Source organism: Aestuariimicrobium soli (assembly GCF_051192575.1).
Taxonomy (GTDB): Bacteria; Actinomycetota; Actinomycetes; order Propionibacteriales; family Propionibacteriaceae; genus Aestuariimicrobium; species Aestuariimicrobium soli.
The window spans coordinates 188,431-211,744 of the sequence record NZ_JBPJSQ010000006.1 but is presented as its reverse complement, the minus strand read 5'-3'; the positions used below and the strand labels follow the sequence as shown (position 1 = coordinate 211,744).

Below are 23,314 nucleotides of genomic sequence, written 5' to 3'. Positions count from 1 at the left end.
GAGGGCACATCGGCCAGCGGCGCGCGCCGGATCGTGTCGGGGTGGTCGAGCACACGACCCATCACCCGAGGAGGGCGGACGACGATGACAGCCGGACGGACAGCGGTGGTGTGGCTCAGGCGAGACCTGCGCCGGGCCGACCTCCCGCTGCTGGCGGCGGCCCATGAGCGATCCGGCGGAGGGCCGGTCGCGGTGGTGTTCGTGCTGGACCCCGCCTTCCTGGACGGGGCTGGAGCCGCCCGCCGCGGATGGCTCGCCGCGACGCTGCTGGCCCTGCGCGAGAGCTACGAGGGGCGGCTGACCCTGCTCCACGGTGACCCGGCCGAGCAGATCCCCGCCTTCGCCCGAGCGATCGGCGCCACCTCGGTGCACGTCTCGACCGAGACCGAGCCCGCCGGCGCCGATCGTGACCGACGGGTCGCATCCGCTCTTCACGAGCACGACATCGCCTGGGTCGAGACTGGCAGCCCGTACGCCGTGACCCCCGGCCGGGTGCTGACCAAGGCGGGCGGACCGCACGGCACCTTCAGCAGTTTCGAGCGCACCTGGCGCGAGCACGGCTGGCGGGCTCCCGCCGAGGAGCCTGAGGGGCTGGTGATCGCCGACGACGCCTCGCACGCGGGCGCCTGGAAGCTGGTCGAGCAGTTGCTGGACGACCCCGACCATCCCGACCTGCCCGACGCGGGGGAGGGGGCTGCCCTGGACCGGTGGCACGCGTTCCTGGACGACGGCCTGCTGAGCTACGCCGATCGACGCGACCGCGCCGACCTGCAGCAGGCGACCTCCGAGCTCTCCCCCTACCTGAAGTTCGGGGTGCTGCACCCGCGCACCCTGCTCGCCGACCTGGCGCCGCACACGGGCAAGGGCGCCGACCGCTTCCGCTCCGAGCTGGCCTGGCGGGAGTTCTACGCCGACGTGCTGCACCACCACCCCGCGAGTCTCACCGGCGACCTGCGCGATGCCCTGGCCGGCATGGAGTACGACGCCGACGAGCAGGCCCTGAAGGCCTGGCAGCAGGGACGCACCGGGTTCCCGCTGGTCGACGCCGGCATGCGCCAACTGCTGGCGATCGGTTGGATGCACAACCGGGTGCGGATGGTGACCGCCAGCTTCCTCACCAAGGACCTGCACGTCTGGTGGCCGGCTGGCGCGCAATGGTTCCTCGACCACCTGATCGATGGCGACCTCGCCTCCAACACCCACGGCTGGCAGTGGGTGGCAGGCACCGGCACCGACGCAGCGCCCTACTTCCGGGTGTTCAACCCGGTCAAGCAGGGCCAGACCCACGACCCCGACGGCGACTACGTGCGCCGCTGGGTTCCCGAACTCGCCCACCTCAGCGGTGCCGCGGTGCATGAGCCTTGGCAGGCCGAGGACGGCTACCTTCACGGCTACCCCGAACGGATCATCGACCACGCGGACGAGCGTCGGGTGGCGCTGGCCCGTCACGATCAGGCCCGTCATCGGAACTCGTCATGACGAGGGCCGGACGACGTGCCGCCTGGACCGCCCCGATGTCGGAGCTGCGGGACTTCCTGGACGCCTCCCTGGTGGACCGGGTCGACGAGCCGGCCCCGCAGACCGCGGCAGCGCTCGTCCGTCGGCGGGTGGTGGTGGCCGTGACGGTCGTGCTCGGCGCGCTGGCCCTGGGCGCCGCGCTGGCGATCACCCCGGGCGACCCATGGTTCTACCCGGCAGGCCTGGGCGTGGCCGGGTTGTGGGTGGTGGGCGCGGTGGCGTCCGGCCCCCTGCACCTCGGACGAGGGCGCACCCGCTCCGGAACGGCGAGCCGCGGGGTGCTTCAGGGCCTGATCCTGGGCCTGATCCTGCTGGTCGTCTTCCTGCTGGGGGCCCTGCTGATCGGACGGGTGCCGGTGCTGCGCTCACCCGTGGACGATCTACTGGCCCATGCCGCCAGCGGCTCGCTCGCGCTGGTCGCGCTCGTCACCGTGGTGAACGGGATCGCCGAGGAATTGTTCTTCCGTGGGGCCGTGTTCAGCGCCTCGCCTCGCCGCTGGGCGATCCTCGTCTCGACCGTGGGGTATGCCTGCTCCACCCTGTTCTCCGGTGTGCCGTTGCTCACCTTCGGAGCCCTCTGTCTGGGGCTGGTCACCTCCGCGCAGCGGCGCGTCACCGGAGGTGTCGCGGGCCCGATCGCCACCCACCTGACCTGGTCGCTCGGCATGTTGCTGCTGCTCGGCCCCGCCCTCGACCTGGGGAGCTGACATGACCGATCCGACCCACCGCCCCGACTCTCGACCTGCCAGCCCGGGCAGTCCCGCGGCCGACCCGACCCCCACAGCGACCCAGTCGGCGTCCAGTCGGTTGGCTCTCGTCACCGGTGCCACCGGAGCCATCGGCTCCGCGCTGGTGGGCGCCCTGCTCGCCGACGGCTGGCGGGTGCGGGTGCTCGTCCGCCACCCCGAGGGGGTCGACCCGGACTGGACCGACCCCCATCGACTCGGGCCCGACCGCGCAGCACCGGTGCAGGTGGTGGTCGGGGACCTGTCCGACGACGACGCGCTGGCCGAGGCGCTCGAGGACTGCGAGGTGGCCTACTACCTGGTGCACTCGATGGGCGCCGGCCACGACTTCGTGCAACGGGACCGCCGGCTGGCCGCCGGCTTCGGACGGGCCGCGAAGGCGGCCGGGGTCGCCCGGATCGTCTACCTCAGCGGACTGCATCCCGAGGGACCGTTGTCCCCCCACCTCGGCTCGCGGGTCGAGGTCGGCGAGATCCTGCTCGGCTGCGGGGTTCCGACGGCCGTGCTGCAGGCGGGCATCGTGCTGGGCGCCGACTCCGCGTCGTTCGCGATGCTGCGGTACCTCACCGAGCGCCTGCCGGTGATGGTGGGCCCGAAGTGGCTGCGCAATCGCATCCAACCGATCGCCCTGGCCGACGTGGTGCACTACCTCGTGCGCGCCGGGTCGCTGCCCGCCGACGTGAACCGCACCATCGACATCGGCATGCCCGAGGTGTTCACCTACGCGCAGATGATGCAGCGCTACGCACGGGTCACCGGCCTCCGGCGCAGAATCGTGGTGACGGTGCCGGTGCTGACCCCGTGGCTCGCCTCCCACTGGGTGGGGCTGGTCACCCCGGTGGACGCTGCCGTCGCGAAACCCCTGGTCGGCAGCCTGATCCACGAGGCGGTGAAGCGTGAGGACGATGCCGCTGGCCTGCTCGGCGACCCGCCCGGCGGGCTGACCGGATTCGACGAGGCCGTGCGGAGGGCACTGGCCGGAGAGGACCTCTGATGAGCACCCATGACCTCGACCGGAGCGGGGCCGCGCCCCAACGCGCCGAGACCAGCCTCGGCCGCGTGCGCCGGGTGGGAACCGGACGCCGGCTGCTCGACACGCTGGGGCTGATCGCCATGGCCATCGGCACCCTGTGGGGCTTCGGCCTTCTCGGCAGCCCGGTCGAGCAGACCGCGGGTGGTTCCCTGTCGGCGGATGCCACCCTGATCGCCCCGGGCAGCCCCGCGTTCTCGATCTGGTCGGTGATCTATCTGTTGCTGGTCGTCTACGTGGTCTGGCTGTGGACGCCGAGCGGCGCCGTCTCGGCGAGGGCGGCCTCCCTCGGGCCGCTGCCGGCGATCTCGATGGTGCTGAACGGCGCCTGGCTCGGCATCACCCAGGCCGGCTGGCTGTGGGTGAGCGTGGTCGACATCGTCGCCCTGGCGCTCGTGCTCGGACTGCTGATGCGCCGGCTCGCGCGGTCGAGGCCCCGGGGAACCGTCGAGGCGGTGGTGCTCGATCTCACCTACGGGCTGTACCTGGGCTGGGTGGCGGTGGCCACCTGTGCCAACGTCACCGCGGCCGCCGTGGGCAGTGGCGTCGACCTCGGTGTCACGGGCAACACGGTGGCCGCCGTCGTGGTGCTGGTGGTCGCGGCCGCCCTCGGGCTGGTCTTCTCTCGCACCCTGGCCGCTCCGGGCATCGCCCTCGCGATGGTCTGGGGGCTGGGCTGGATCGCGTGGGGACGACTGGCCGCCGACCCGCACTCGGTGGTGGTCGGGGCGGTGGCAGCGGTCGCCGCGCTGGCGGTGGCGGCGGCCTTCCTGACCCGCAAGGGTGAACCCGCTCCCCGCCGGGGCGAGCGGCTGCCCGCTGCGGCGGCGTAGGCGAGCCGGGCCGGAAGTGAGTTGGAGGCTCGTGGGCACGCGATCTAGGATTGGGTCGTCCACGAGGCGTTGAAGGGGCCATCACCCCGGAGCCGCCGGAAGAACGGGATCCAACCCCCTGAGGGAAGGCTCCTCACTAGAACCGGCTGTGGCGGCCATGAGCGGGTGCACCCCCACCGGGGAGGCGCCAAGGAGGGTGGTACCGCGGGGTCCTGCGCGAGCGGGGGCTCGTCCCTTCGTCCGACCGTGTTCCGCGAGGAACCCACCGACGAGGGATTCATGACCGACCAACCCGTGCCCGCTCCCACTGCAGCCGCCTACCCGCCGGTCCCGGCGAGCGTGAACCTGCCCGAGGTCGACCGCGAGGTGCTCGCGCTGTGGGCCGAGCAGGGCACCTTCGACGCCTCCCTCGCGCGCACCGCCGAGGGCGAGGCCTGGACCTTCTACGAGGGTCCGCCCACGGCCAACGGCCAGCCCGGCACCCACCACGTCGAGGCCCGGGTCTTCAAGGACGTCTTCCCCCGGTTCAAGACCATGCAGGGCTTCCACGTCGAGCGCCGTGCCGGCTGGGACTGCCACGGGCTGCCGGTCGAACTGGCCGTCGAGAAGGAACTCGGGTTCAACGGCAAGGCCGACATCGAGGCCTTCGGTGTCGAGGCGTTCAACGCCCAGTGCCGCGAGTCGGTGGGGCGCCACGTCGGCGAGTTCGCCAAGCTCACCGAGCGCATGGGCTACTGGGTGAACATGGACGAGGCCTACTGGACGATGTCACCGGCCTACGTGCAGAGCGTGTGGTGGGCGCTGAAGCAGATCTTCGACAACGGGCTGCTCGTCGAGGACTTCCGGGTGGCGCCGTGGTGCCCCCGCGACCAGACCACCTTGTCGGACCACGAATTGGCGCAGGGCTACGAAGACGTCGTCGACCCCTCGGTCTACGTCACCATGCCGCTGACCTCGGGGCCCCTGGCCGGCCGGGCAGCGCTGCTGGTCTGGACGACCACGCCCTGGACCCTGCCCTCGAACACGGCCGTCGCGGTGCACCCCGAGGTGACCTACGTGGCCGCCACCAACGGTCAGCAGACCCTGGTGGTCGCCGAGCCGCTGTTCGAGAAGAACCTGGGCGCGACCACGGACGACGGTCAGCCGGTCTGGCAGATCACCGAGCGGTTCACCGGCGCCGAGATGGAGTTCTGGACCTACGACCGCGTCTTCGACCTCGTCGAGTTCGGCGACAGCGAGCCGCTGCAGCCTAGCGACGACCCGGCCCGCCAGCGGGCGCGCGAGGCCGTCGGCACCCGCAGTCACTTCGTCGTGCTCGCCGACTACGTCACCACCGAGGACGGCACCGGGCTGGTGCACCAGTCGCCTGCCTTCGGCGCCGACGACATGGCGGTCTGCCGATCCTACGGCCTGCCGATGATCAACCCGGTGCGCCCCGACGGCACCTTCGAGGCCGAGCTCCCGCTGGTCGGTGGCGTCTTCTTCAAGACCGCCGACACCACCCTGGTCGCCGACCTGGGCGAGCGCGGCCGACTGTTCAAGAAGGTCGACTATGAGCACAGCTACCCGCACTGCTGGCGCTGCCACACCGCGCTGCTCTACTACGCCCAGCCCTCGTGGTACATCCGCACCACGCAGCGCCGCGAGGAGCTGCTGCGCGAGAACGAGAACACCACCTGGTACCCCGAGAACATCAAGCACGGCCGCTACGGCGACTGGCTCGACAACAACATCGACTGGGCCCTGTCGCGCAACCGCTACTGGGGCACTCCGCTGCCCATCTGGCGCAACGACGCCGACCCCTCGAAGCTGGTCTGCGTGGGCTCGCTCGCCGAGCTGTCGGAGCTGACCGGTGAGGACCAGTCGTCCCTCGACCCGCACCGCCCCTTCGTCGACGACATCACCTTCACCCTGCCCGGCGAGGAGGGCACCTACCGGCGCGTGCCCGAGGTGATCGACGCCTGGTTCGACTCGGGCTCGATGCCGTTCGCGCAGCTGGGCTACCCCCACGCCGAGGGGTCGGTCGAGGCCTTCCGGAAGGCCTACCCGGCCGACTTCATCTGCGAGGCGATCGACCAGACCCGCGGCTGGTTCTACACGCTGATGGCGATCGGCACTTTGGTGTTCGACCAGAGCTCGTACTCCAACGTGCTCTGCCTGGGCCACATCCTGGCCGAGGACGGCAAGAAGATGTCGAAGCACCTGGGCAACATCCTGCTGCCCATCCCGTTGATGGACGAGCACGGTGCCGACGCGGTCCGGTGGTTCATGGCGGCCTCCGGTTCGCCGTGGAGTGCTCGTCGCGTGGGTCACACCGCGCTGCAGGAGGTCGTCCGCAAGGTGCTGTTGACCTATTGGAACACGGTGGCCTTCCAGGCGCTGTACGCCCGCGCCAACCAGTGGTCGCCCGCCGACGGGCTGGCCGAGCCGACCCACGTGCTCGACCGCTGGCTGACGGCCTCGCTCAACCAACTGGTCGCCGACGTCACCGAGCGGCTCGAGAACTTCGACACCCAGGGCGCCGGATCGGAGCTGGCGGAGTTCATCGACGTGCTCTCGAACTGGTACGTGCGTCGCTCGCGCCGCCGGTTCTGGGACGGAGATCTGGGCGCGCTGTCGACGCTGCACCGGGTGCTGGTCACCCTCACCCAGCTGATGGCGCCGCTGATGCCCTTCGTCACCGAGCGCGTCTGGCAAGACCTGGTGGTCGCCACCGACCCGAGTGCACCCGCCTCGGTGCACCTGTCGAGTTGGCCGGTTGCCGCCGCGGGCACCGACGAGGATGCGTCGTTGGCGCGGGCCATGACGGTCACCCGCCGGCTCGTCGAGCTGGGCCGGTCGGCGCGCGCCGAGTCGAAGATGAAGACCCGGCAGCCGCTGTCACGCATCCTGGTGCCGTCGCAGGCCTTCGCGCAGTTGGACGAGGAGCTGCTGGCCGAGATCCGCGCCGAGTTGAACGTCGAGGCCGTGGAGTCGTTCGCCTCGGCCGGAGATCTCGTCGACCACTCGGCCAAGGGCAACTTCCGGGCGCTGGGCAAGCGCTTCGGCAAGCAGACGCCGCTGGTGGCTCAGGCGATCGCCGCGGCCGATGCCGCCCAGTTGGCGGCCTCGCTGGCGGCGACCGGGGTGGCCACCGTCGATTTCGAGGGCGGCACCGAGGTCTCGTCCGATGAGGTGATCGTCACCGAGCGCCCGCGCGAGGGCTGGAGTGTGGTCAACGAGCAGGGTGAGACGGTTGCGCTCGACCTCGAGCTGACGCCCGCGTTGGTCTCGGCCGGGCTGGCCCGCGAGGTCGTCCGGTTCGTGCAGGAGACCCGCAAGGGTTCCGGCCTCGACGTCTCCGACCGGATCTCGCTGGCGTGGTCGGCCGAGTCCGACGACCTGGCCGCCGCGGTGCGCGAGCACCAGGCACTGATCGCCGACGAGGTGCTCGCCACCACGGTCTCGGAGCAGGACTCGAGCGGCGACGACTGGGTGCGCGAGGCCGATCTGGGCCTGGCGGTGCGCGTCACCAAGGCCTGACCGCCTCCACAACCCGCACGCGGGCTCGTTCGACCCCCTGAGAAGGCAGTCGAACGAGCCCGCGTTCGGGTTGTGGCGGTGATGGTGCCCCAACGAGGGGGCAGGGTTCTCAGTCGTCGTGGTGGACGATGCCGAGGTCGCCCAGGGCCCGCTGCATCAGACCCTGCACGTGCAGGGTGTCGGCCAGCGGCATCCGCTCGCACTCGGTGCGACCCTCGCGGAGGGCCTCGGTGACCGCGGCGAACTCGTGGGCGTAGCCCTTGCCGATCAGGCCCTCGCAGGGGAAATCGCGGGCGGGTTCCCCCGTGCGGCGCAGCACCAACCCGGGGGAGTGGTGGAAGCGGGGCAGGATCTCCAGGTGCCCCTCGGTGCCCATCAGCACCATCCGCCCGGGGCCGGCGGCGGTCAGGGCGATCATCAGGCTCGAATGCCGGCCGTTGCCGTGGTCGAGCACCATCGTGGCCTGACCCTCGACACCGTTGGGCAGCTTCGACCCCCAGGTGTGGATCGCCTCGGCGTGACCGAGGAAGTCCGTCGCCACGCTGATCACGTAGACGCCCAGATCGAGCATGGCGCCACCGCCGAGGGCCGGGTTGAACAACCGGTCGTCGGGGTCGAACTCCCGCGGCGCGTAGAGATCGGCCTGGATGCTGCGCAGTTCGCCGATCTCGCCGGCGTTGATCAGCGCGTGGGCCTGCGCGATCACCGGGTGGAAGCGGGTCCACATCGCCTCCATGCAGAAGGCGCCGGCGTCTCGGGCCGCCCGCACCATCTCGTCGGCTCCCTCGAACGTCGCCGCGAACGACTTCTCGACGACCACGCCCGCGCCCTGACCGATCGCCGCCAAGGCCGCCTTGCGGTGCTGCGCCTGCGGGGTGCCGACGTAGACCACGTGCACGTCGGGGTGCGCCGCCAAGGCCTCGACCGAGTCGAAGGCCTCGTCGAGGTCGTGCTCGTCGGCGAAGGCCCGGGCGCGCTCGAGGCTGCGCGAGGCCACCCCGACCACCCGGACTCCGTCGACCATCCGCAGGTCAGCCAGGATCGTCGCACTCACCCGGCCGGTGCCCACGATGCCCCAGCCGATCGTGGTCGACGGATCGGCGGAGGTCATTCGATCTCCCGACGGTTCCCGCGATGGTCGCCGTGCACCTTGCGGCGGCCCGAACGGTCCTCGATGCCGAACGAGTTCAGAATGACCGGCATCACGAACACCGGCACCAGCATCAGCCACCACCACTCCCACCCGAAGGCGAAGTTGATGATCAGCGCGGCCGGCCACATCAGGCCGGTCACCAATCGCGCGGTCCGTTGGGCCGACGTGGTCGGCTGCTTCGGGGTCGCCTCGGACGACACCGCCGTCGCCTCCCGCGGCACGGCCAGTGCCTGCGCGGCACTGACGCCTGCCGTGCTGGCGAAGTCGGTCGTGGGGAGGTCAACGAACAGGGGCCTGAGGTCAGCCATGGTCTTGGCCTGCAGCGCCCGCTGCATCCGCTCCTCGAACTCGCTCAGGTCGAGCCGACCCGCGGCGTGGTGGGCCTGCAGCTCTTGGACCGCCTTGTCGCGCTCGGTGTCGCCGATCCTCTGGGGCACGTCAGACATGTGGTCAGCCTAGTGCCGCCGTCGACCAACTCCGACGGGGGGCCACCGGCCTGGGTTAGGTTGGCGGCAAGGGCCACCCCGCACCCGATCGACGAGTCCCGCCGAGGTTCCACGATCGGACGACGGGCCCGCCCCCCGATTGAGGAGAACCGATGAGCAACGAACCGCAGTCGATCTCGCGCGCCGACATCGACAAGGCCGGCCAGCAGGCCAAGGACTACGCCCGCGAACACCCCGACCAGACTCGCAGCGTGATCGACAAGATCGAGGACGCCATCGACGCCCGCACCGGGGGAAAGTACTCGGGTGCCATCGACAAGGCCGGTGACTTCGTCGAGCAGCAGCTGGGCCTGCCCAACAACCAGGGAGGTCAGGAGACCCAGCCGGCCCCGACGGACCAGACCACGGACCAGACCACGGATCCGAGCCAGCCCACCGTCCCCACGCAGCCCACCCAGCCGACCGTCCCCACGCAGCCCACCGAGCCCGTCGACCCGAGCTCCACCGAACCGATCGAGGCTGACGCCCCGACGCGGGGTGGCGTGGCCGAGGCGGGTGTTGACGGGGGCGAGAACGAGTACGACCCGGTCGAGACCGAGCCGCGTCCGCGGTCGTCCGACAGCTCCGTGAACGAGCCACCCACCGGCCAGCCCTGACAAACCGACCGCCCGGTGCTGACCCCGGCACGACTGGAACAAAGACCCCTCGCGGGGCTCAGCGCTTCATCATCGCCAGCACACCCCACCCGAGGAAGCGGCGCTGGTAGCGGGCGTAGTTTGCGGGAGCCGTGTCGAGTTCGAGCCGCAGTTCGGGCACCAGTTCGTCGCCGGGGTGGGCGTCGATGAACCGCCTCAGGTTCAGCCACTGGGCGGCCACGTACCGGTCCCAGCTGTGCTCGTCGGCGTGCACCATCTCGACCACGTCCCAGCCGGCGCCCTGCACCCGGGTGATCAGCCCGTCGAGGGTGAGGAAGTCGTCCACCGACGTCGCGTGGCAGCCCCGTACCGCTTCGTCGTCGGGGGGAAGCTCGCGCCAGTAGGGTTCCCCGACCAGAGCGATTCCGCCCGGTAGCAGGGACCTTTCCAGCAGCGCGAGCGTGCCCACCACCCCGCCGCCGATCCAGGTGGCGCCGCAGCAGGCGGCCACGTCCACCGCAGGGTCGGCCTCGAACCCGGACGCGTCCTGTTCGACGAAGGTGACGGCATCGGCGACGCCCAGCTCCAGCGCCCGCTGCCGGGCGGCGGCCACGAACGGAGGGTGGAGGTCGACCCCGACCCCACGGACACCGTGGTCGGTGGCCCATTGGCAGAGCATTTCGCCCTTGCCGCATGCGAGGTCGAGCACGGTGGTGCCGGGTCGCAGACCGATGGCAGAGCCCAGCACCCCCAGCTTCTCGGGGGTGAACGGATCGAGAATGCGGTGGCTCGACTCTGCGATCGTGAAGCGGCGTGGCAGCACCGGGCTTCCTCTCTGGTGGACGGGCGGGAGGGCGACCGTGCGGAGCACGGCGACCGTCGACCCGCGCGTATCCGACGGGTCCGACCCCGGGCACGCTACGCAACCCACCCCCGGTGCGCCACCGAGAATCTGACCACGTGCAGGCAGGCCGGGTGGGGCCCCCGGAGGGCAAGGATGGTCTCCGGGTTCCGGAACCGTCCGAGGTACCTTTCGCTGACACCCCCGATGTGGTGGGGTGTACCCACTGAACGGCCGCTCAGTTCGAGGCCGCTCGCCATGCCATGACCGCGAGGTCACACCCAGTGGAGAGGTCGCCCATGGACGTGCGCCTGAGGTCGGTCATCATCGGAGCCGGAATGATCGGCTCCGTGCACAGGCGAGCCTCCATCCTGGCGGCGGGTGACATCGTGGGGGTGCTCGCCGGACGACCCGAGACCACTCGCCGCGCCGCCGACAAGTGGGGCGTGCCCGCCCTCGACTCGCTCGACGACCTCGCCCGGCTGCAGCCCGACGTGGTGCACGTCTGCACGCCCAACGGGTTGCATGCCGAGCAGGTGAAGGCCGCCATCGACGCCGGTGCCCACGTGATCTGCGAGAAGCCGATGTCGGTCAGCTCCACCGAGGCCGACGAGATGGTCGACTGGGCGAACCGGGCCGGCGTGATCGCCACCGTGCCCTTCGTCTACCGCTTCCACCCGCTGGTGCGCGAGATTCGCGCCCGGGTGCGCAAGGGCGAGTTCGGACGATGGCAACTGCTGCACGGCTCCTACCTGCAGGACTGGCTGCTCTCGCGCCAGGCCACCAGCTGGCGGGTCGACGCGGCCGCCGGCGGCCCCTCGCGGGCCTTCGCCGACATCGGTTCGCACTGGTGTGACCTGATGGAGTTCGTCACGGGCGAGCGCATCGAGTCGCTCTCGTCCGAGATCGCCACCACGGTGCCCAGCCGACCGAAACCGGGCGGCGCCGAGGGGGAGCGCATCGACGTCACCACCGAAGACGTGGCCTCGATCGTCTTCCGCACCCAGACGGGCGTGCTCGGCACCGCGACCATCTCGCAGGTCTCGGCAGGCCGCAAGAACCGGCTCTGGTTCGAGTTCGACGGCGAGCACCGCTCGGCCGTGTTCGACCAGGAGTCACCCGAGACGATCTGGCTGGGCACCCTCGACGCCGAGCACATCGTGCGGCGTGACCCACGGGTGGGTTCGGAGGAGCAGCGCCGGCTCTCGGTGCTGCCCGCGGGGCACGCCCAGGGGTATGCCGAGTGCTTCGACGCCTTCGTGGCCGACACCTACGCGGTCATCCGCGGCGAGGAGCGCGAGGGATTGCCGACGTTCGCCGATGGCCTGCGTTCGTCCCGCGTGGTCGATGCGGTCGTGCAGAGCGCCCAGACCGGCAAGCGCGTGCGCGTCGCCAGTTGACGGACGAGCGCACCCGTCCTCGGCGGCGCTGACTACAGTGGCCCGAGACCCAGGAGGTGTGATGGCACGAGTCGTCCAGAAGTTCGGTGGATCGTCGGTGGCGGACGCCGATTCGATCAAGCGCGTCGCCCGTCGGATCAGCGCCGCCAAGCGCGCCGGCAACGACGTCGTGATCGTGATCTCGGCCATGGGCGACACCACCGATGAACTGATGGATCTCGCGCTGCAGGTGAGCCCCCAGCCGCACCCGCGCGAGCTCGACATGCTGCTCACCACCGGCGAGCGCCAGTCCGCGGCCCTGCTCGCCATGGCCCTGAGCGACCTCGGATTGAAGGCCAAGAGCTACACCGGCTCGCAGGCGGGCGTGATCACCACCGGCACCCACGGCGATGCCCGCATCACCAAGATCACTCCCGGCCGCATCCAGGAGGCGCTCAACGACGACAACATCGTCATCGTCGCCGGCTTCCAGGGCGTCAGCCAGGACACCAAGGACATCACCACGCTCGGACGAGGCGCCTCCGACACCACCGCCGTGGCGCTGGCGGCCGCCCTCGAGGCCGAGTACTGCGAGATCTACTCCGACGTCGACGGTGTCTTCACCGCCGACCCGCGCATCGTGCCGGGCGCCCGTCGCATTCCCGAGATCAGCTACGAGGAGATGCTCGAGATGGCCGCCAACGGCGCCAAGATCCTGCACCTGCGCTGCGTGGAGTACGCCCGCCGCGAGAACGTGCCCGTGCACGTTCGCTCCTCGTTCTCGGACAAGCCCGGCACCTGGGTGAAGGACGCCGCCGACATCTCCAAGGAGACCGCCATGGAACAGACCATCATCTCGGGCGTCGCCCACGACCGCAGCGAGGCCAAGATCACCGTCGTCGGCGTTCCCGACCAGGTGGGCCAGGCCGCGCGCATCTTCGATGTCGTCGCCAAGGCCAACATCAACGTCGACATGATCGTGCAGAACGTGTCGGACATCTCGTCCAACCGCACCGAGGTCAGCTTCACCCTGCCTGCCTCCGACGGTCGCACGGCCATCGACGCGCTCCGCGCCGCCCAGGGCGACATCGACTTCACCGACGTGCTCTTCGACGACGGCATCGGCAAGGTCTCGGTCGTCGGGGTGGGCATGCGCTCCAATCCCGGAGTGACGGCTCGTTTCTTCTCGGCGCTGGCCGCCGAGGGCATCAACATCCAGATGATCTCCACCTCCGAGATCCGCATCTCGGTGGTCGTCTCGGCCGAGCGGGTCGACGATGCCGTGCGGGCCGCCCACACCGCGTTCGGGCTCGACGCCGACGGCGAGGCGGTCGTCTACGGGGGCACCGGTCGCTGAACGCCGGGGCCCGCGCGCACGGGCCGCTACCCTTGGCCGCATGTCTGAGCAGGTGATGCATGGCTGAGCGGGGTTCCGAGCCGTCGATCGGACGAGCCTCCGCCGTCATGGCCGCTGGCACGATGGTGAGCCGTGTGCTCGGCATGGTGCGGGCCTCGCTGCTGACCGCCTGCGTCGGCATCTCGCTGGGCGCCGACGCCTTCCAGGTGGCCAACACGCTGCCCAACTACATCTACATCCTGCTGTCGGCCGGGGTGCTCAACGCCGTCCTGATCCCGCAGATCACCAAGGCGATGAAGAACCCCGACGGGGGGCGCGACTTCGTCGACCGGCTGATCACCGCCGCCCTGCTGCTGGTGCTCGCCGCGGCGGTGGTTGCCACCGTGCTCACCCCGCTGCTGATTCGCGCCACCTCGAACCTGCCCCCCGACGAGTACCGGTTGGCGGTGATGTTCGGCTACGTGTGCCTGCCGCAGATCGCCTTCTACGGGCTGTACGCCGTGCTCGGGCAGGTGCTGAACGCGCGCGACCAGTTCGCTGCCTTCATGTGGACCCCCGTGCTCGCGAACGTCGTGCAGATCGGCGGGCTGGTCTACTTCCTGGTCACCTGGGGTCGGCAGGGCAGCGAGGCCGTCTGGACGTGGCCGATGGTGTGGGTGCTGGCCGGCACCACCACGGCGGGCATCGTCGTGCAGGGGCTGGCGCTGGTGATCCCCCTCGTCCGGGGTGGGTTCCGGTACCGACCGCGGTTCGGTTTGCGGGGACGAGGCTTCGGCTCGGCCTCGCGCATGCTGGGGTGGACCTTCTCGGCCCTGCTGCTGGCCCAGCTGGGCGGCATCGCGGTGCAGTGGGTGATCAACACTGTGCGCGGCGAGAACGGAGACGTGCCCGGGTTGTTGGCGCGGGACAACGCCTTCCTGATCTTCATGCTGCCGCACAGCTTCGTGACCACCTCGATCCTGACCGCGCTGTTCCCGCGGATGAGCCGTGCGGCCCACGACGACGACGTGCGCCAGCAGCGCTCGCTGCTGCGGCAGGGGCTCGAACTGCCCGCCGTGGCCGTGTTCCCAATGAGCGCCGGCATGATCGCTCTGGCCTACCCGATCTTCCGGGTGCTGTTCCCGCGCCTGACACCGCTCGAGGCCAGTCAGGAGGCGTGGATCCTGGCGCTGATGGCCGTGGGCACCATGGCCTTCGGGGTGACCACCCTGCAGCAGCGGTACTGCTTCGCCCGCGAAGAGGGGCGCAAGAATCTCTGGTTGCAGGCGCTGCTGACGGGAGTGCAGGTGGGCTTCGCGCTGGCGGCCTTCCTCGTGCCCGCCCGCTGGGCCGTCGCCATGACCGGTCTCGGCATGACCGTGGCGAACACGGTGGCCGGACTCGCGTTCGTGCTGGTGGCCCGCCGCGACCTCGGGCGGATCGGGTTGGAGCGCACCGTCCGGCTGTATGTGCGAGTGGTTTTCGTCTCGGTGTGTGCCGGCCTGATGTGCTGGGGGGTCTCGACCGCGCTGGGGGCGCTCGGGGACCAGTTGCTGATCGAGGTGCTGCGCCTCGTGGCGGCCGGAACCGTCTTCCTGGTGGCCTACTTCGGGCTGGCCAAGCTCTTCCACATCACCGAGGTCGACGACTTCGTGCGCCCGGTGATCAGCCGGGTTCCCGGCCTGCGCCGCTTCGCCTGAGCCGGCCCGAGTGCGGACGAGGCGCCGGGGGTTAGGCTGAGCGCGTGCCGATCACCTCGCGCCCGTGGGCGCTCGCCTTTCGCGCTGCCGCGCTGCTGGTCATCGCCACGGGCATCCTGCGGGTCTCGGGCGTCGCCGGACCCGAGTTCCTGCCGCGTGCCTTCCTCTACTACACCGTGATGTCGAACCTGCTGTGCCTGGTCTGGATGGCGGTGCTGGTGGTGACCACCATCGTCGACCTGCGTCGTCGGGGGCCCCACGGCACCAGCACGCCCTCACCGCGCTTCTCGGCCGCGGTGGCCATGGCGATCGGCATCACGCTGCTGATCTACATGGTGGTGCTGATGCCCGCGAGCTTCTCCCAGCCCGGTACGAGCACCGCCTTCACCCTCACCGACAACCTGGTGCACCTGTTCACGCCGCTGCTGTTGATCATCGACTTCGTCGCCTTCGTGCCCCACGGCCGGGTGCGACGCACCGACCCGTGGCTGTGGCTGCCGTTCCCGCTGGTCTACGTGATCTTCGCGTTCACCTACTCCGGGCTGGGTGGCCGGTTCGCCGCCGACACCAAGGTGCCCTACCACTTCATGGACGTCGACGCGCTCGGCGTGGGGGGCGTCGCCCTGTGGCTGGTGGGTCTGGCCGTGGCCCTGGCCCTCGTGGGTCACCTGCTGTGGCTGCTCGACCGCCGCCTCGGTGCCTCGGCGGAACCCGAGCACGAGCGCGCACCAGTCGAGGCGTGAACGCCGTCGCGAAAGGTCTCGGCGCGCTGCTGGTGATCGCCGTGGCCGCCGCCCTGCTGGTCGTCGGCGCCCCCGGACTGTTCGGCTGGTCGATGGTGAACCCGCTGGGTCAGATCGTCGCCTTCCGGGGAGCGATGGCCGCCGCTGGCGTCGCCTGCCTGCTGGTGGTGGGGCTGCCCACGGCCGTGGTGGCCCTCGCCCGGCGCCGGCGCCCCGGCGTCACGGCGCTCGCTCTGCTGCTGGTGCTGGCCCTGTTCACGGTCGGCAACCTCGCGGTGTTGGCCTCCCGCGGTCTCGATGGGAGCGCCCGGGTGACGTGGGGCCAGCTCGCCACCCACCCCGAAAACTCCGGCGAGATCACCCTGCTGTCGCTCAACACCTTGTGGGACGAGGTCCCGGTGGCCACCATGGTCGAGCACGTGCGCGACTCGGGGGCCGACGTGATCGCCATGCCCGAGGCCGAGGCCCCCTACAGTCGCGAGCTGGCCGCCGACCTGCAGGCGGCCGGGCTGGGGTCATGGCAGGTGTTCGCCACCTCGAACCCGTGGCCGAACGCGATGCTGGTGTCGTCCGCGATGGGGGAGTACCGGCTCACCGACACCGACATCAGGGGGCTGGTGATCGCCGACCCGGTGGGGCATGACGGCCCGCGGTTGATGACGGTGCACGCCACCCCGCCGCCGCAACCCTGGCCGCTCGACTCGGCCCAGAACCGGCACTACCTCAAGGAGTGGTGGCAGCGCACGACCACGCAGATCACGGCCGAGATCAGGTCGAGCGACCACGTCATCGCGGCCGGCGACTTCAATGCGACGGTCGACCATGAGACCCTCGACTTCGGTGACCACGTCAACGCCCTCGACGGGGCGGGCGGCTGGGGCACGTGGCCGCGGCGACTGCCGTCGTGGGCGGGGGCCGCGATCGACCACGTCGTCGTCGACCCCACCCACTGGCGCATCGGTGGTCGATGGGTGCTGGACGAGCCCCGCTCCGACCACCGCGCGCTGGTGGTGCGGCTCACCAGGATCCCCGCACAGTGATGATCAGGGCTCGCTGAGGATCCGGGGCGTTGAGCCCCGCGAGGTGGGCTCGGCCCGGACACCTAGACTGACGCCATGAGCGCCGACGCCCCCTCCACCTCCGGTTCCGCCGTGCGGGCGGTGGTCGTCCCACTGGTCGTGCTCGCCGCGGTGCTGGCCTTGACGACCGCCTGGGTGTGGTCATTGCGTGAGGAACTGGGCGACCGGGTCGCCATCCACTGGGGCGCCAAGGGAGCGCCCGACGCGTGGGCGTCGGTGACCTCGGCACTGATCGGCAACGGTGCCATCACGGCGGCCACCGTGGCGGTGGTGATGGCGCTGGCCGTCTGGGTGCGTGAACGGGTGGCCCTGCCAGCGCTCGCCAGCGGCATGGCGACCTTCCTGGGCGTGGGCACCAACGGTCTGGTCGCCAGCCAGGCGGGCAACGACGGGCAGAGCCAACTTGGCTTCGAGCTCGTGCTCGGGCTCGTCGCGGGCATCGTCGTGGGGGTGGTGGTGGCCGCCGTGCTGTGGAAGCTGAAGCAGCGCGAGCCCCAGCCGGTGGCCGGCCCCGGCCCGCTGCCGCCGGGTGCTCCGGTGCTCGACGTGGCCGACGACGTCGCCATCGTCTGGCGCGGCCAGACCCGCACCGGAGCGGCCATGTATGTCGTGCCCTTCCTGGGGCTGCTGCCCATCGCCGGCTTCCTGGTCTTCGCCGTGGTGACCCGCGTGTGGGGCATGGCGGTGTTCATGCTGGTGTTGACGGTGGTGATGGGGCTGCTGTTCGTGATGCTGCGGTGCGACGTGACCGTCGACCAGCGCGGGCTGCGGGCCACCGCCGGCCGAATCACCTGGCTCAACGTGCCGCTCGATCAGATTCGTTCGGCCACGGTCGACCATGTGGAGCCGCTCGGCGACTTCGGCGGCTGGGGCATCCGCTTCGGGCGCCGCGGTCTCGGGCTGGTGACCTCCCGCGGTCAGGCCGTGTTGGTGACCCGTGCCGAGGCGCGCGATGCCTGCGTCACCGTCACCGATCCCGAGGGGTGCGCCGCGGCGATCAACGCCCTCGTCCAGCGACGCCGCTGAGAGCGGTCAGCACCGGTTCGAGCAGGGCGTCAATCCGTCGTCCGCACGCGTCGGCCGCCGCCTGGCCGCGCGCGTAGGGGTCGGCGACGTCGTCGTCGGCGTGGCGGGTGCGGTGGGTCCAGAGGTGTTCGCGCACCTGGTCGACGGACGATCCCGGCGGCAGCGTCGCCAGTTCGCGGGCCGCGTGGCCGAGCACGAACGTGCGCTGCGCCAGGTGGGGCCATTCGTCCAACACCCAGCTGCGATGCGTGCGCGACATCGTCAGGATCAGGTCGGACGACTCCGCCACCTCGCGGGTGAGCTGTCGGGCGCGGTGCGGCACGTTCTCGCCGAGGGCGAGCGTCATCGGCGGGTCCATGGGCTGACCGACCAGCGCTTGGGTGCCCGCCGACGAGAACGAGACCCCGGCCAGTCCCGCCCGGTGGGCCCGGTGTTGGGCATAGGCCGAGCGGCAGATGTTGGCGGTGCAGACGAAGACCACCCGGGTCGTGCTCACGGGCTCCGAGGGCGCGGGCCCGGCCGCGGGGCGGTCGGCCTCCTCCAGCACCCCGATCTCCTCGAGTACCCCGGCCTCGACCAACTCGCGGACGAAGGCGGCCGTGGTCTCGGCCACCCCGGGCTCGTCGGGCCAGCGCTCGAGGCAGGCGGCCACGGGGTCGTCCCCCGCGGCGACGTCGGTGAACACGAGGGCGGCGATGTCCTCCAGGGTGACGGGGCGTCCGTCGGGCATGCGCATGGCGTGCACGGCACCCGAGGCGGGGTCGAGGTGCCAGGCGGTGTCGGGGTGCACGCGCCAGACCGGATCGTCGTGGGCGGGCCCCAGGCTGCGGCGGGCGGTCATGGGCGCTCCCGTCCGAACAGTTCGGCGAACGCCCGCCGGCGGCGCTCCCGGCGAGCCCGACGCACCTCGTCGGCGGTCGGCGTGCGCCCGAGGTCGAGGGCCAGGCGGTCGGTGTTCAGTCGCATGGCCCGCACCAGCACCGACGCCGCCTGCCAGGGGGTACGAGCCGCCCGCAGCCGGGCCCGCCATTCGGCCGAGCGGCTGTGTGGTTCGACCGACGAGAACTGCTTCCACAACAGGTATTCGGGTGCCTCGCGGTGCTGGTCGAGTTCGCCGATGGCGGCCGCCAGGGCCACCGTCGCGTCGAGCTCGTGCGCGAGGTCGCGCACCCGCTCCTGGTCGAGGGCGTCGGCCTGGTGCCAGGCGCGCACCACGTCTCCCTGGTTCGCGCCCTGCGATCGTGCGGCGTGCAACAGCAGCAACAGCCGCTGGTCGTCGAGGGCCGGAACGGAGCAGGCGCGGTGGGCGATCTCGATGCTCTCGCGGCGCGACCACCATGCCGCGAACGCCTCGCCCGGCCGCACCCCAATCCCCGGGTAGTGGCGGTGCACGTCGGCATGACCCAGCAGCGGGTGCCAGATGTTCGCCGCGTGTTCGAAGGGCGAGCCGGTGTCGAACCGGCTGCGCTGCTCGCTGCCGTGTCGCCGCAGGGCATCGAGGTACCGCTGGGCGTGATCGGGGCGCACCAGCACGTCGGCATCGGTCGACTGCCGCGGCTCGGGCCGTCCGCGGGCGCTGTGCAGCAGTAGTTCGGTGTGCAGGGCGGGCCCCTTGACGTGCAGCACGTCGACACCGGCCTCGTCCGCGACCGACTGCAGGTAGGCGTGCATCAGTCGCACCCGGGGGCCGATGGGCACGGGTACATCAGTGGGCGCAGGTACCTCAGTGGGCGCAGGAAACTCAGTGGGCAGGGGCACGTCGCTGGTCATGGGCCCACCCGCTGGAGCAGCCCCGATTCCACCAGCTCGGCCACCTGACCGGCCACGGCTTCGAGCAGACCACCGCCGGGGGGTTCGCCGAAGGCCTCGCGGCAGACCTCGGCCAACCGCGTCAGGTCGCGCGGGCCGGCCGCGCACTCCTCTATCAGCACGCACGCGACGGGACCCACCCAGAGCAGGTGGTCGAGGGTGAGCGCCAGGGCGCGGTCGTCGACGACCAGCAGGTCGTTGAAGGTGGACGACACGGTCCACCGCTCGGCGGGAGTCTGGGTGCGGGTGGTCACGGTCGGCCGCCCAGCAGGGTGGCCGCCCGGTCGAGCAGGTCGGTGTGCTCGGTGTAGGTCCAGCGTTCGGCTCCACCGGTGCTTGCGAGCAGGTCGGCGACGACGTGCAGGGCCCGCGGCAGGCGGCCCAGTGACGAGGTCTGCGACGCCATCGCCTCAATGGCGTCGAGGGTCGCGAGCGGGCTCACCCGCACGCCGGAAGTAGCCAGGGCGACTCGGTCGAGCACCACCAGTTTCGCGAGCCACGGCGTCGCGTGGGCCGGCAACAGCCCGAGGTCGTCGGGGCTGGTTTCGGCCTTGTGGGGATCGGTGCCGCGCAGTGACAACGGCTTCGGGTAGGCGGCGATGGTGCCGTCGGTGCGCATGCCCACGGTCTCGTCGGAGAGGTAGCCGTACTGGCGCGCGAGGGTGCAGGCGAGGGTGGTCTTGCCGGTGCCGCCGGGCGCGATGAACACCAGCGACGCTCCCGTGACGGGGTGGGTGACGCCGCCGGCATGGGCGAGGAACAGCCGCCCCACCTGCTGCTCGATGAAGGCATGGGTGACCTGCTGGGTGACCAGTTGCATCAGCGGGTCGGGGTCGGTTCCCTGCACCCGGTTGGCATCGTTGGGGAACGGGTCGTGCCGTCCGAGGCGCACCGTGACCCGTTGACCGGCCGATCCCGCGTCGTCCGCGAGCTCGCCGTCGACGAGGCAGCGTGACCAGGCCCGCAGCAGCCTCTGCCACAACAGGTCGTCGGCCGCCGGGTCGTCGCCGTCGAGCAGTTCGAGGGTCACCTGCCCGTCGAGGGCGGCCAGCAGCACCCGGCGACTCCGCTCCGGCTGCGTCATGGCGACACCCCGTCGAGGTGACCGTTCGCCCGCAGGTGGTCGACCAGTCGTTCGTCCCAGGGGGCGGGGGTGAATCCGCTGGCGATGAGTTTGTCGAGTGCGAGGGCGCTGTGGTTCGGACGCGGTGCGGCGGTGGTGCCGGCGGTGTAGGCGGCGGTGGTGATGCCGGTCACGTCGCCTGGGTCTCGTCCGCAGAGCTCGAAGACGCGCGCGGCGATGTCGGCCCAGCTGACGACGGGGCCGGTGTTGGTCAGGTTGTAGGTGCCGGGGGCGGCGCCGCTGTCGAGCAGGTGGACGATGCCGGCGGCGAGGTCGGTGGTGAACGTCAGTCGTCCGACTTGGTCGTCGACCACTTGCGGGCTGACGCCGGTGGCGGCCACCCGGGCCATGGTGTCGACGAAGTTGCGGCCGTCGCCGATCACCCAGCTGGAGCGCACGATCCAGTGCTGGTCGACGGTGGCGGCGAGCAGGTCGCCGGCGGCTTTGGTCTGGCCGTAGACGCCGAGCGGGGTGGGCGGTTCGTCCTCGGTGTGTTCGGTGGTCTCGCCGTCGAAGACGTAGTCGGACGAGACGTGCACCAGCCGCAGCCGGTGCCGGCGGCAGGCGGCAGCGAGTCGGGCGACGCCGGTGGCGTTGGTGGCCCAGGCGTCGCGGCGACCGTCGGTGGTTTCGGCGGCGTCGACGGCGGTGTGGGCGGCGGCGTTGATGACGGTGTCGACGCGGGTGAAGTCGAAGGTGTCGATGCTGGTGGGATCGGCGAGGTCGAGTTCGGCGCGGGTGGGGGTGAGGGCGTCGGGCAGCAGGTGTGCGAGCGCTCGTCCGAGTTGGCCGCCGGCGCCGATGATCACCGTCTGCCGCGGAGTCATCGGGGTGACGTCGGCCAGCAGCGGGTGGGCGCGGTCGGCGTCGGAGATCTCGCACTGGTCCGCGGGGATCGGCCAGTCGATTGCCAGGGTCGGGTCGAACAGGTTGACGTAGGTGTAGCGGTCGCGCGCCTCGGCGCTCCAGTGGTCGTTGACCAGGTAGCTGTAGGCGGTGCCGTCGGCCAGCGTCTGGTAGGAGTTGCCGACGCCACGGGGCACGAACACGGCCGTGTCGGGGCCGAGTTCGAGGGTGACCGTGGTGCCGAAACCGGGCCCGGGGCGCAGGTCGACCCAGGCGGCGAAGACGCGGCCGGTGGCGACGCTGACCAGTTTGTCCCACGGCTCGGCGTGGAAGCCGCGGGTGGCGCCGCGATCGGAGCGCGCGACGCTGTGCTGCACCGGCCCGAAGTCGGGAAGCCCGAGGGCGGTCATCTTGGCGCGCTGCCAGTTCTCCTTGAACCAGCCGCGATTGTCACCGTGCAGGGGTAGGTGCAGTGCGAGCAGGCCGTGGATGGCCGTGGGCTCGAGACTGAGGTCGCTCATCGGGTGCCCACGTCAGTGACCGGTGGTGGCGTACTTGGCCTCGGTGGCGGCCTTGAGTGGACGCCACCAGTGCTCGTGGTCGCGGTACCAGGCGATGGTGGCGGCCAGCCCGTCGCGGAAGTTGGTGTAGGCGGGCGACCAGCCCAGTTCGTCGCGCAGCCGGTTGGCGTCGATGGCGTAGCGCAGGTCGTGCCCGGCCCGGTCGATGACGTGGTCGTAGGCGTCGCGGGGTTGACCCATCAGTTCGAGGATCAGCTCGACGACGGTCGTGTTGTTGAGCTCGCCGTCGGCGCCGATCAGGTAGGTCTCACCGGGGGTGCCGGCCTCGAGAATGCGGTCGACGGCCGAGTTGTGGTCGTCGACGTGGATCCAGTCGCGCACGTTCTGGCCGGTGCCGTAGAGGCGGGGGCGCACGCCGTCGAGCACGTTGGTGATCTGGCGGGGGATGAACTTCTCGACGTGCTGGCGTGGGCCGTAGTTGTTGGAGCAGTTCGAGATGGTGGCGTGCACGCCGAAACTGCGCACCCAGGCCCGCACCAGGTGGTCCGATCCCGCCTTGGAGGCCGAGTAGGGGCTGGACGGGTTGTAGGGGGTCTGGGCGGTGAACCGGGCGGGGTCGTCGAGTTCGAGGTCGCCGTAGACCTCGTCGGTCGAGATGTGGTGCAACCGAGTCCCGTGTCGACGAACCGCCTCGAGCAGGGTGAACGTGCCCACCAGATTCGTCCGGATGAAAGGCGAGGGGTCGTTCAGGGAGTTGTCGTTGTGGCTCTCGGCGGCGAAGTGGACGACGATGTCGTGGGCCGCGATCAGGTCGTCGACGAGGGCCTCGTCGGTGATGTCGCCCTCGACGAGCCGGAACCGTTCGGGGTCGAGACCTTCCAGCGAACTGGGTTGGGCGGCGTAGGTGAGCGCGTCGAGCACCGTCACGGTGTCGGTGGTGGTGGCCAGCCGACGGTGGACGAAGTTCGAGCCAATGAACCCGGCCCCCCCGGTGCACAAGATCGCGGTCACGAGCCCATCCTAGGCGT

Annotated in this window: 21 protein-coding genes; 12 read left to right on the top strand and 9 right to left on the bottom strand. The window is 70.9% G+C overall.

The window, feature by feature from the left end; all coding sequences use genetic code 11:
- The first annotated feature begins 84 nt into the window (after positions 1-84).
- The 5 genes from ACSDQ9_RS07750 to ileS all read left to right on the top strand — a co-directional run bounded on the left by ACSDQ9_RS07750 (position 85) and on the right by ileS (position 7,649).
- Positions 85-1,479 (top strand): cryptochrome/photolyase family protein, encoded by a 1,395-nt coding sequence (locus ACSDQ9_RS07750; RefSeq protein ID WP_435145746.1) that lies wholly within the window; start codon positions 85-87, stop codon positions 1,477-1,479.
- Positions 1,476-2,225, top strand: a complete 750-nt coding sequence (locus ACSDQ9_RS07745; RefSeq protein ID WP_435145744.1) for a CPBP family intramembrane glutamic endopeptidase — start codon at positions 1,476-1,478, stop codon at positions 2,223-2,225. The genes ACSDQ9_RS07750 and ACSDQ9_RS07745 overlap by 4 nt, the downstream gene beginning before the upstream one ends.
- 1 nt (position 2,226) lies before the next feature.
- Positions 2,227-3,258, top strand: coding sequence for an NAD(P)H-binding protein (locus ACSDQ9_RS07740; RefSeq protein WP_435145743.1), 1,032 nt, complete (start codon positions 2,227-2,229; stop codon positions 3,256-3,258).
- The gene (locus ACSDQ9_RS07735) at positions 3,258-4,127 is read left to right on the top strand and encodes a hypothetical protein (protein WP_435145741.1); all 870 of its coding nucleotides are present in this window, start codon (positions 3,258-3,260) and stop codon (positions 4,125-4,127) included. The genes ACSDQ9_RS07740 and ACSDQ9_RS07735 overlap by 1 nt, the downstream gene beginning before the upstream one ends.
- Before the next feature lie 279 nt (positions 4,128-4,406).
- The gene (gene ileS / locus ACSDQ9_RS07730; protein WP_435145740.1) at positions 4,407-7,649 is read left to right on the top strand and encodes an isoleucine--tRNA ligase; all 3,243 of its coding nucleotides are present in this window, start codon (positions 4,407-4,409) and stop codon (positions 7,647-7,649) included.
- Between the two features lie 109 nt (positions 7,650-7,758).
- Here the strand turns inward: ileS and ACSDQ9_RS07725 are convergent, their stop codons facing one another.
- Both ACSDQ9_RS07725 and ACSDQ9_RS07720 read right to left on the bottom strand, forming a co-directional pair.
- Positions 7,759-8,760, bottom strand: coding sequence for a Gfo/Idh/MocA family protein (locus ACSDQ9_RS07725; RefSeq protein WP_435145738.1), 1,002 nt, complete (start codon positions 8,758-8,760; stop codon positions 7,759-7,761).
- Positions 8,757-9,248: a DUF1707 SHOCT-like domain-containing protein gene (locus tag ACSDQ9_RS07720; protein ID WP_435145736.1), complete on the bottom strand. Its 492-nt coding sequence runs from the start codon at positions 9,246-9,248 to the stop codon at positions 8,757-8,759. The genes ACSDQ9_RS07725 and ACSDQ9_RS07720 overlap by 4 nt, the downstream gene beginning before the upstream one ends.
- A gap of 152 nt (positions 9,249-9,400) precedes the next feature.
- On the opposite strand from ACSDQ9_RS07720, the gene ACSDQ9_RS07715 reads away from it, so the two are divergent.
- Positions 9,401-9,904 (top strand): antitoxin, encoded by a 504-nt coding sequence (locus ACSDQ9_RS07715; RefSeq protein WP_435145734.1) that lies wholly within the window; start codon positions 9,401-9,403, stop codon positions 9,902-9,904.
- Positions 9,905-9,962: 58 nt separating this feature from the next.
- On the opposite strand, the gene ACSDQ9_RS07710 is transcribed toward ACSDQ9_RS07715, so the two are convergent.
- Positions 9,963-10,706 (bottom strand): SAM-dependent methyltransferase, encoded by a 744-nt coding sequence (locus ACSDQ9_RS07710; RefSeq protein ID WP_435145732.1) that lies wholly within the window; start codon positions 10,704-10,706, stop codon positions 9,963-9,965.
- 317 nt (positions 10,707-11,023) lie between these two features.
- Between ACSDQ9_RS07710 and ACSDQ9_RS07705 the strand changes: the two genes are divergently transcribed.
- The 6 genes from ACSDQ9_RS07705 to ACSDQ9_RS07680 all read left to right on the top strand — a co-directional run bounded on the left by ACSDQ9_RS07705 (position 11,024) and on the right by ACSDQ9_RS07680 (position 17,987).
- Positions 11,024-12,124, top strand: a complete 1,101-nt coding sequence (locus tag ACSDQ9_RS07705) for a Gfo/Idh/MocA family protein (RefSeq protein WP_435145731.1) — start codon at positions 11,024-11,026, stop codon at positions 12,122-12,124.
- Positions 12,125-12,185: 61 nt separating this feature from the next.
- Positions 12,186-13,460, top strand: coding sequence for an aspartate kinase (locus ACSDQ9_RS07700; protein WP_435145729.1), 1,275 nt, complete (start codon positions 12,186-12,188; stop codon positions 13,458-13,460).
- 59 nt (positions 13,461-13,519) lie between these two features.
- A complete protein-coding gene (gene murJ / locus ACSDQ9_RS07695) occupies positions 13,520-15,139 on the top strand; it encodes a murein biosynthesis integral membrane protein MurJ (protein WP_435145728.1) in 1,620 nt (539 codons plus the stop codon).
- Positions 15,140-15,183: 44 nt separating this feature from the next.
- Complete coding sequence (locus ACSDQ9_RS07690) at positions 15,184-15,882, top strand: Pr6Pr family membrane protein (RefSeq protein ID WP_435145727.1); 699 nt, start codon at positions 15,184-15,186, stop codon at positions 15,880-15,882.
- Positions 15,879-16,922: an endonuclease/exonuclease/phosphatase family protein gene (locus ACSDQ9_RS07685; RefSeq protein ID WP_435145726.1), complete on the top strand. Its 1,044-nt coding sequence runs from the start codon at positions 15,879-15,881 to the stop codon at positions 16,920-16,922. The genes ACSDQ9_RS07690 and ACSDQ9_RS07685 overlap by 4 nt, the downstream gene beginning before the upstream one ends.
- A 75-nt stretch (positions 16,923-16,997) precedes the next feature.
- Complete coding sequence (locus ACSDQ9_RS07680) at positions 16,998-17,987, top strand: SdpI family protein (RefSeq protein WP_435145724.1); 990 nt, start codon at positions 16,998-17,000, stop codon at positions 17,985-17,987.
- On the opposite strand, the gene ACSDQ9_RS07675 is transcribed toward ACSDQ9_RS07680, so the two are convergent.
- The 6 genes from ACSDQ9_RS07675 to rfbB all read right to left on the bottom strand — a co-directional run bounded on the left by ACSDQ9_RS07675 (position 17,959) and on the right by rfbB (position 23,297).
- Positions 17,959-18,828, bottom strand: a complete 870-nt coding sequence (locus ACSDQ9_RS07675) for an arsenate reductase/protein-tyrosine-phosphatase family protein (RefSeq protein ID WP_435145722.1) — start codon at positions 18,826-18,828, stop codon at positions 17,959-17,961. The two genes, ACSDQ9_RS07680 and ACSDQ9_RS07675, sit on opposite strands and share 29 nt — an antisense overlap.
- Positions 18,825-19,685 carry a nucleotidyltransferase family protein gene (locus ACSDQ9_RS07670; RefSeq protein WP_435145720.1) on the bottom strand — a complete coding sequence of 287 codons (861 nt, stop codon included), beginning with the start codon at positions 19,683-19,685 and terminating at the stop codon, positions 18,825-18,827. The genes ACSDQ9_RS07675 and ACSDQ9_RS07670 overlap by 4 nt, the downstream gene beginning before the upstream one ends.
- A gap of 68 nt (positions 19,686-19,753) precedes the next feature.
- Positions 19,754-20,050, bottom strand: a complete 297-nt coding sequence (locus tag ACSDQ9_RS07665) for a hypothetical protein (protein WP_435145719.1) — start codon at positions 20,048-20,050, stop codon at positions 19,754-19,756.
- Positions 20,047-20,880 (bottom strand): hypothetical protein, encoded by an 834-nt coding sequence (locus ACSDQ9_RS07660; RefSeq protein WP_435145717.1) that lies wholly within the window; start codon positions 20,878-20,880, stop codon positions 20,047-20,049. The genes ACSDQ9_RS07665 and ACSDQ9_RS07660 overlap by 4 nt, the downstream gene beginning before the upstream one ends.
- Positions 20,877-22,286: a sugar nucleotide-binding protein gene (locus ACSDQ9_RS07655; RefSeq protein ID WP_435145715.1), complete on the bottom strand. Its 1,410-nt coding sequence runs from the start codon at positions 22,284-22,286 to the stop codon at positions 20,877-20,879. Before ACSDQ9_RS07655 ends, ACSDQ9_RS07660 begins: the two co-directional genes overlap by 4 nt.
- 12 nt (positions 22,287-22,298) lie before the next feature.
- Positions 22,299-23,297, bottom strand: a complete 999-nt coding sequence (gene rfbB / locus ACSDQ9_RS07650) for a dTDP-glucose 4,6-dehydratase (RefSeq protein WP_435145713.1) — start codon at positions 23,295-23,297, stop codon at positions 22,299-22,301.
- Positions 23,298-23,314 lie beyond the last annotated feature (17 nt).

Bases quoted from the DNA above. Each gene is read 5' to 3' on its own strand.
- ACSDQ9_RS07750 (WP_435145746.1), top strand. From the start codon at position 85: ATGACAGCCGGACGGACAGCGGTGGTGTGGCTCAGGCGAGACCTGCGC.
- ACSDQ9_RS07700 (WP_435145729.1), top strand. From the start codon at position 12,186: ATGGCACGAGTCGTCCAGAAGTTCGGTGGATCGTCGGTGGCGGACGCC.
- ACSDQ9_RS07740 (WP_435145743.1), top strand. From the start codon at position 2,227: ATGACCGATCCGACCCACCGCCCCGACTCTCGACCTGCCAGCCCGGGC.
- ACSDQ9_RS07745 (WP_435145744.1), top strand. From the start codon at position 1,476: ATGACGAGGGCCGGACGACGTGCCGCCTGGACCGCCCCGATGTCGGAG.
- ACSDQ9_RS07680 (WP_435145724.1), top strand. From the start codon at position 16,998: ATGAGCGCCGACGCCCCCTCCACCTCCGGTTCCGCCGTGCGGGCGGTG.
- ACSDQ9_RS07655 (WP_435145715.1), bottom strand. From the start codon at position 22,286: ATGAGCGACCTCAGTCTCGAGCCCACGGCCATCCACGGCCTGCTCGCA.
- ACSDQ9_RS07725 (WP_435145738.1), bottom strand. From the start codon at position 8,760: ATGACCTCCGCCGATCCGTCGACCACGATCGGCTGGGGCATCGTGGGC.
- ACSDQ9_RS07705 (WP_435145731.1), top strand. From the start codon at position 11,024: ATGGACGTGCGCCTGAGGTCGGTCATCATCGGAGCCGGAATGATCGGC.
- murJ (WP_435145728.1), top strand. From the start codon at position 13,520: ATGGCTGAGCGGGGTTCCGAGCCGTCGATCGGACGAGCCTCCGCCGTC.
- ACSDQ9_RS07735 (WP_435145741.1), top strand. From the start codon at position 3,258: ATGAGCACCCATGACCTCGACCGGAGCGGGGCCGCGCCCCAACGCGCC.
- ACSDQ9_RS07675 (WP_435145722.1), bottom strand. From the start codon at position 18,828: ATGACCGCCCGCCGCAGCCTGGGGCCCGCCCACGACGATCCGGTCTGG.
- ACSDQ9_RS07715 (WP_435145734.1), top strand. From the start codon at position 9,401: ATGAGCAACGAACCGCAGTCGATCTCGCGCGCCGACATCGACAAGGCC.
- ACSDQ9_RS07720 (WP_435145736.1), bottom strand. From the start codon at position 9,248: ATGTCTGACGTGCCCCAGAGGATCGGCGACACCGAGCGCGACAAGGCG.
- ileS (WP_435145740.1), top strand. From the start codon at position 4,407: ATGACCGACCAACCCGTGCCCGCTCCCACTGCAGCCGCCTACCCGCCG.
- ACSDQ9_RS07660 (WP_435145717.1), bottom strand. From the start codon at position 20,880: ATGACGCAGCCGGAGCGGAGTCGCCGGGTGCTGCTGGCCGCCCTCGAC.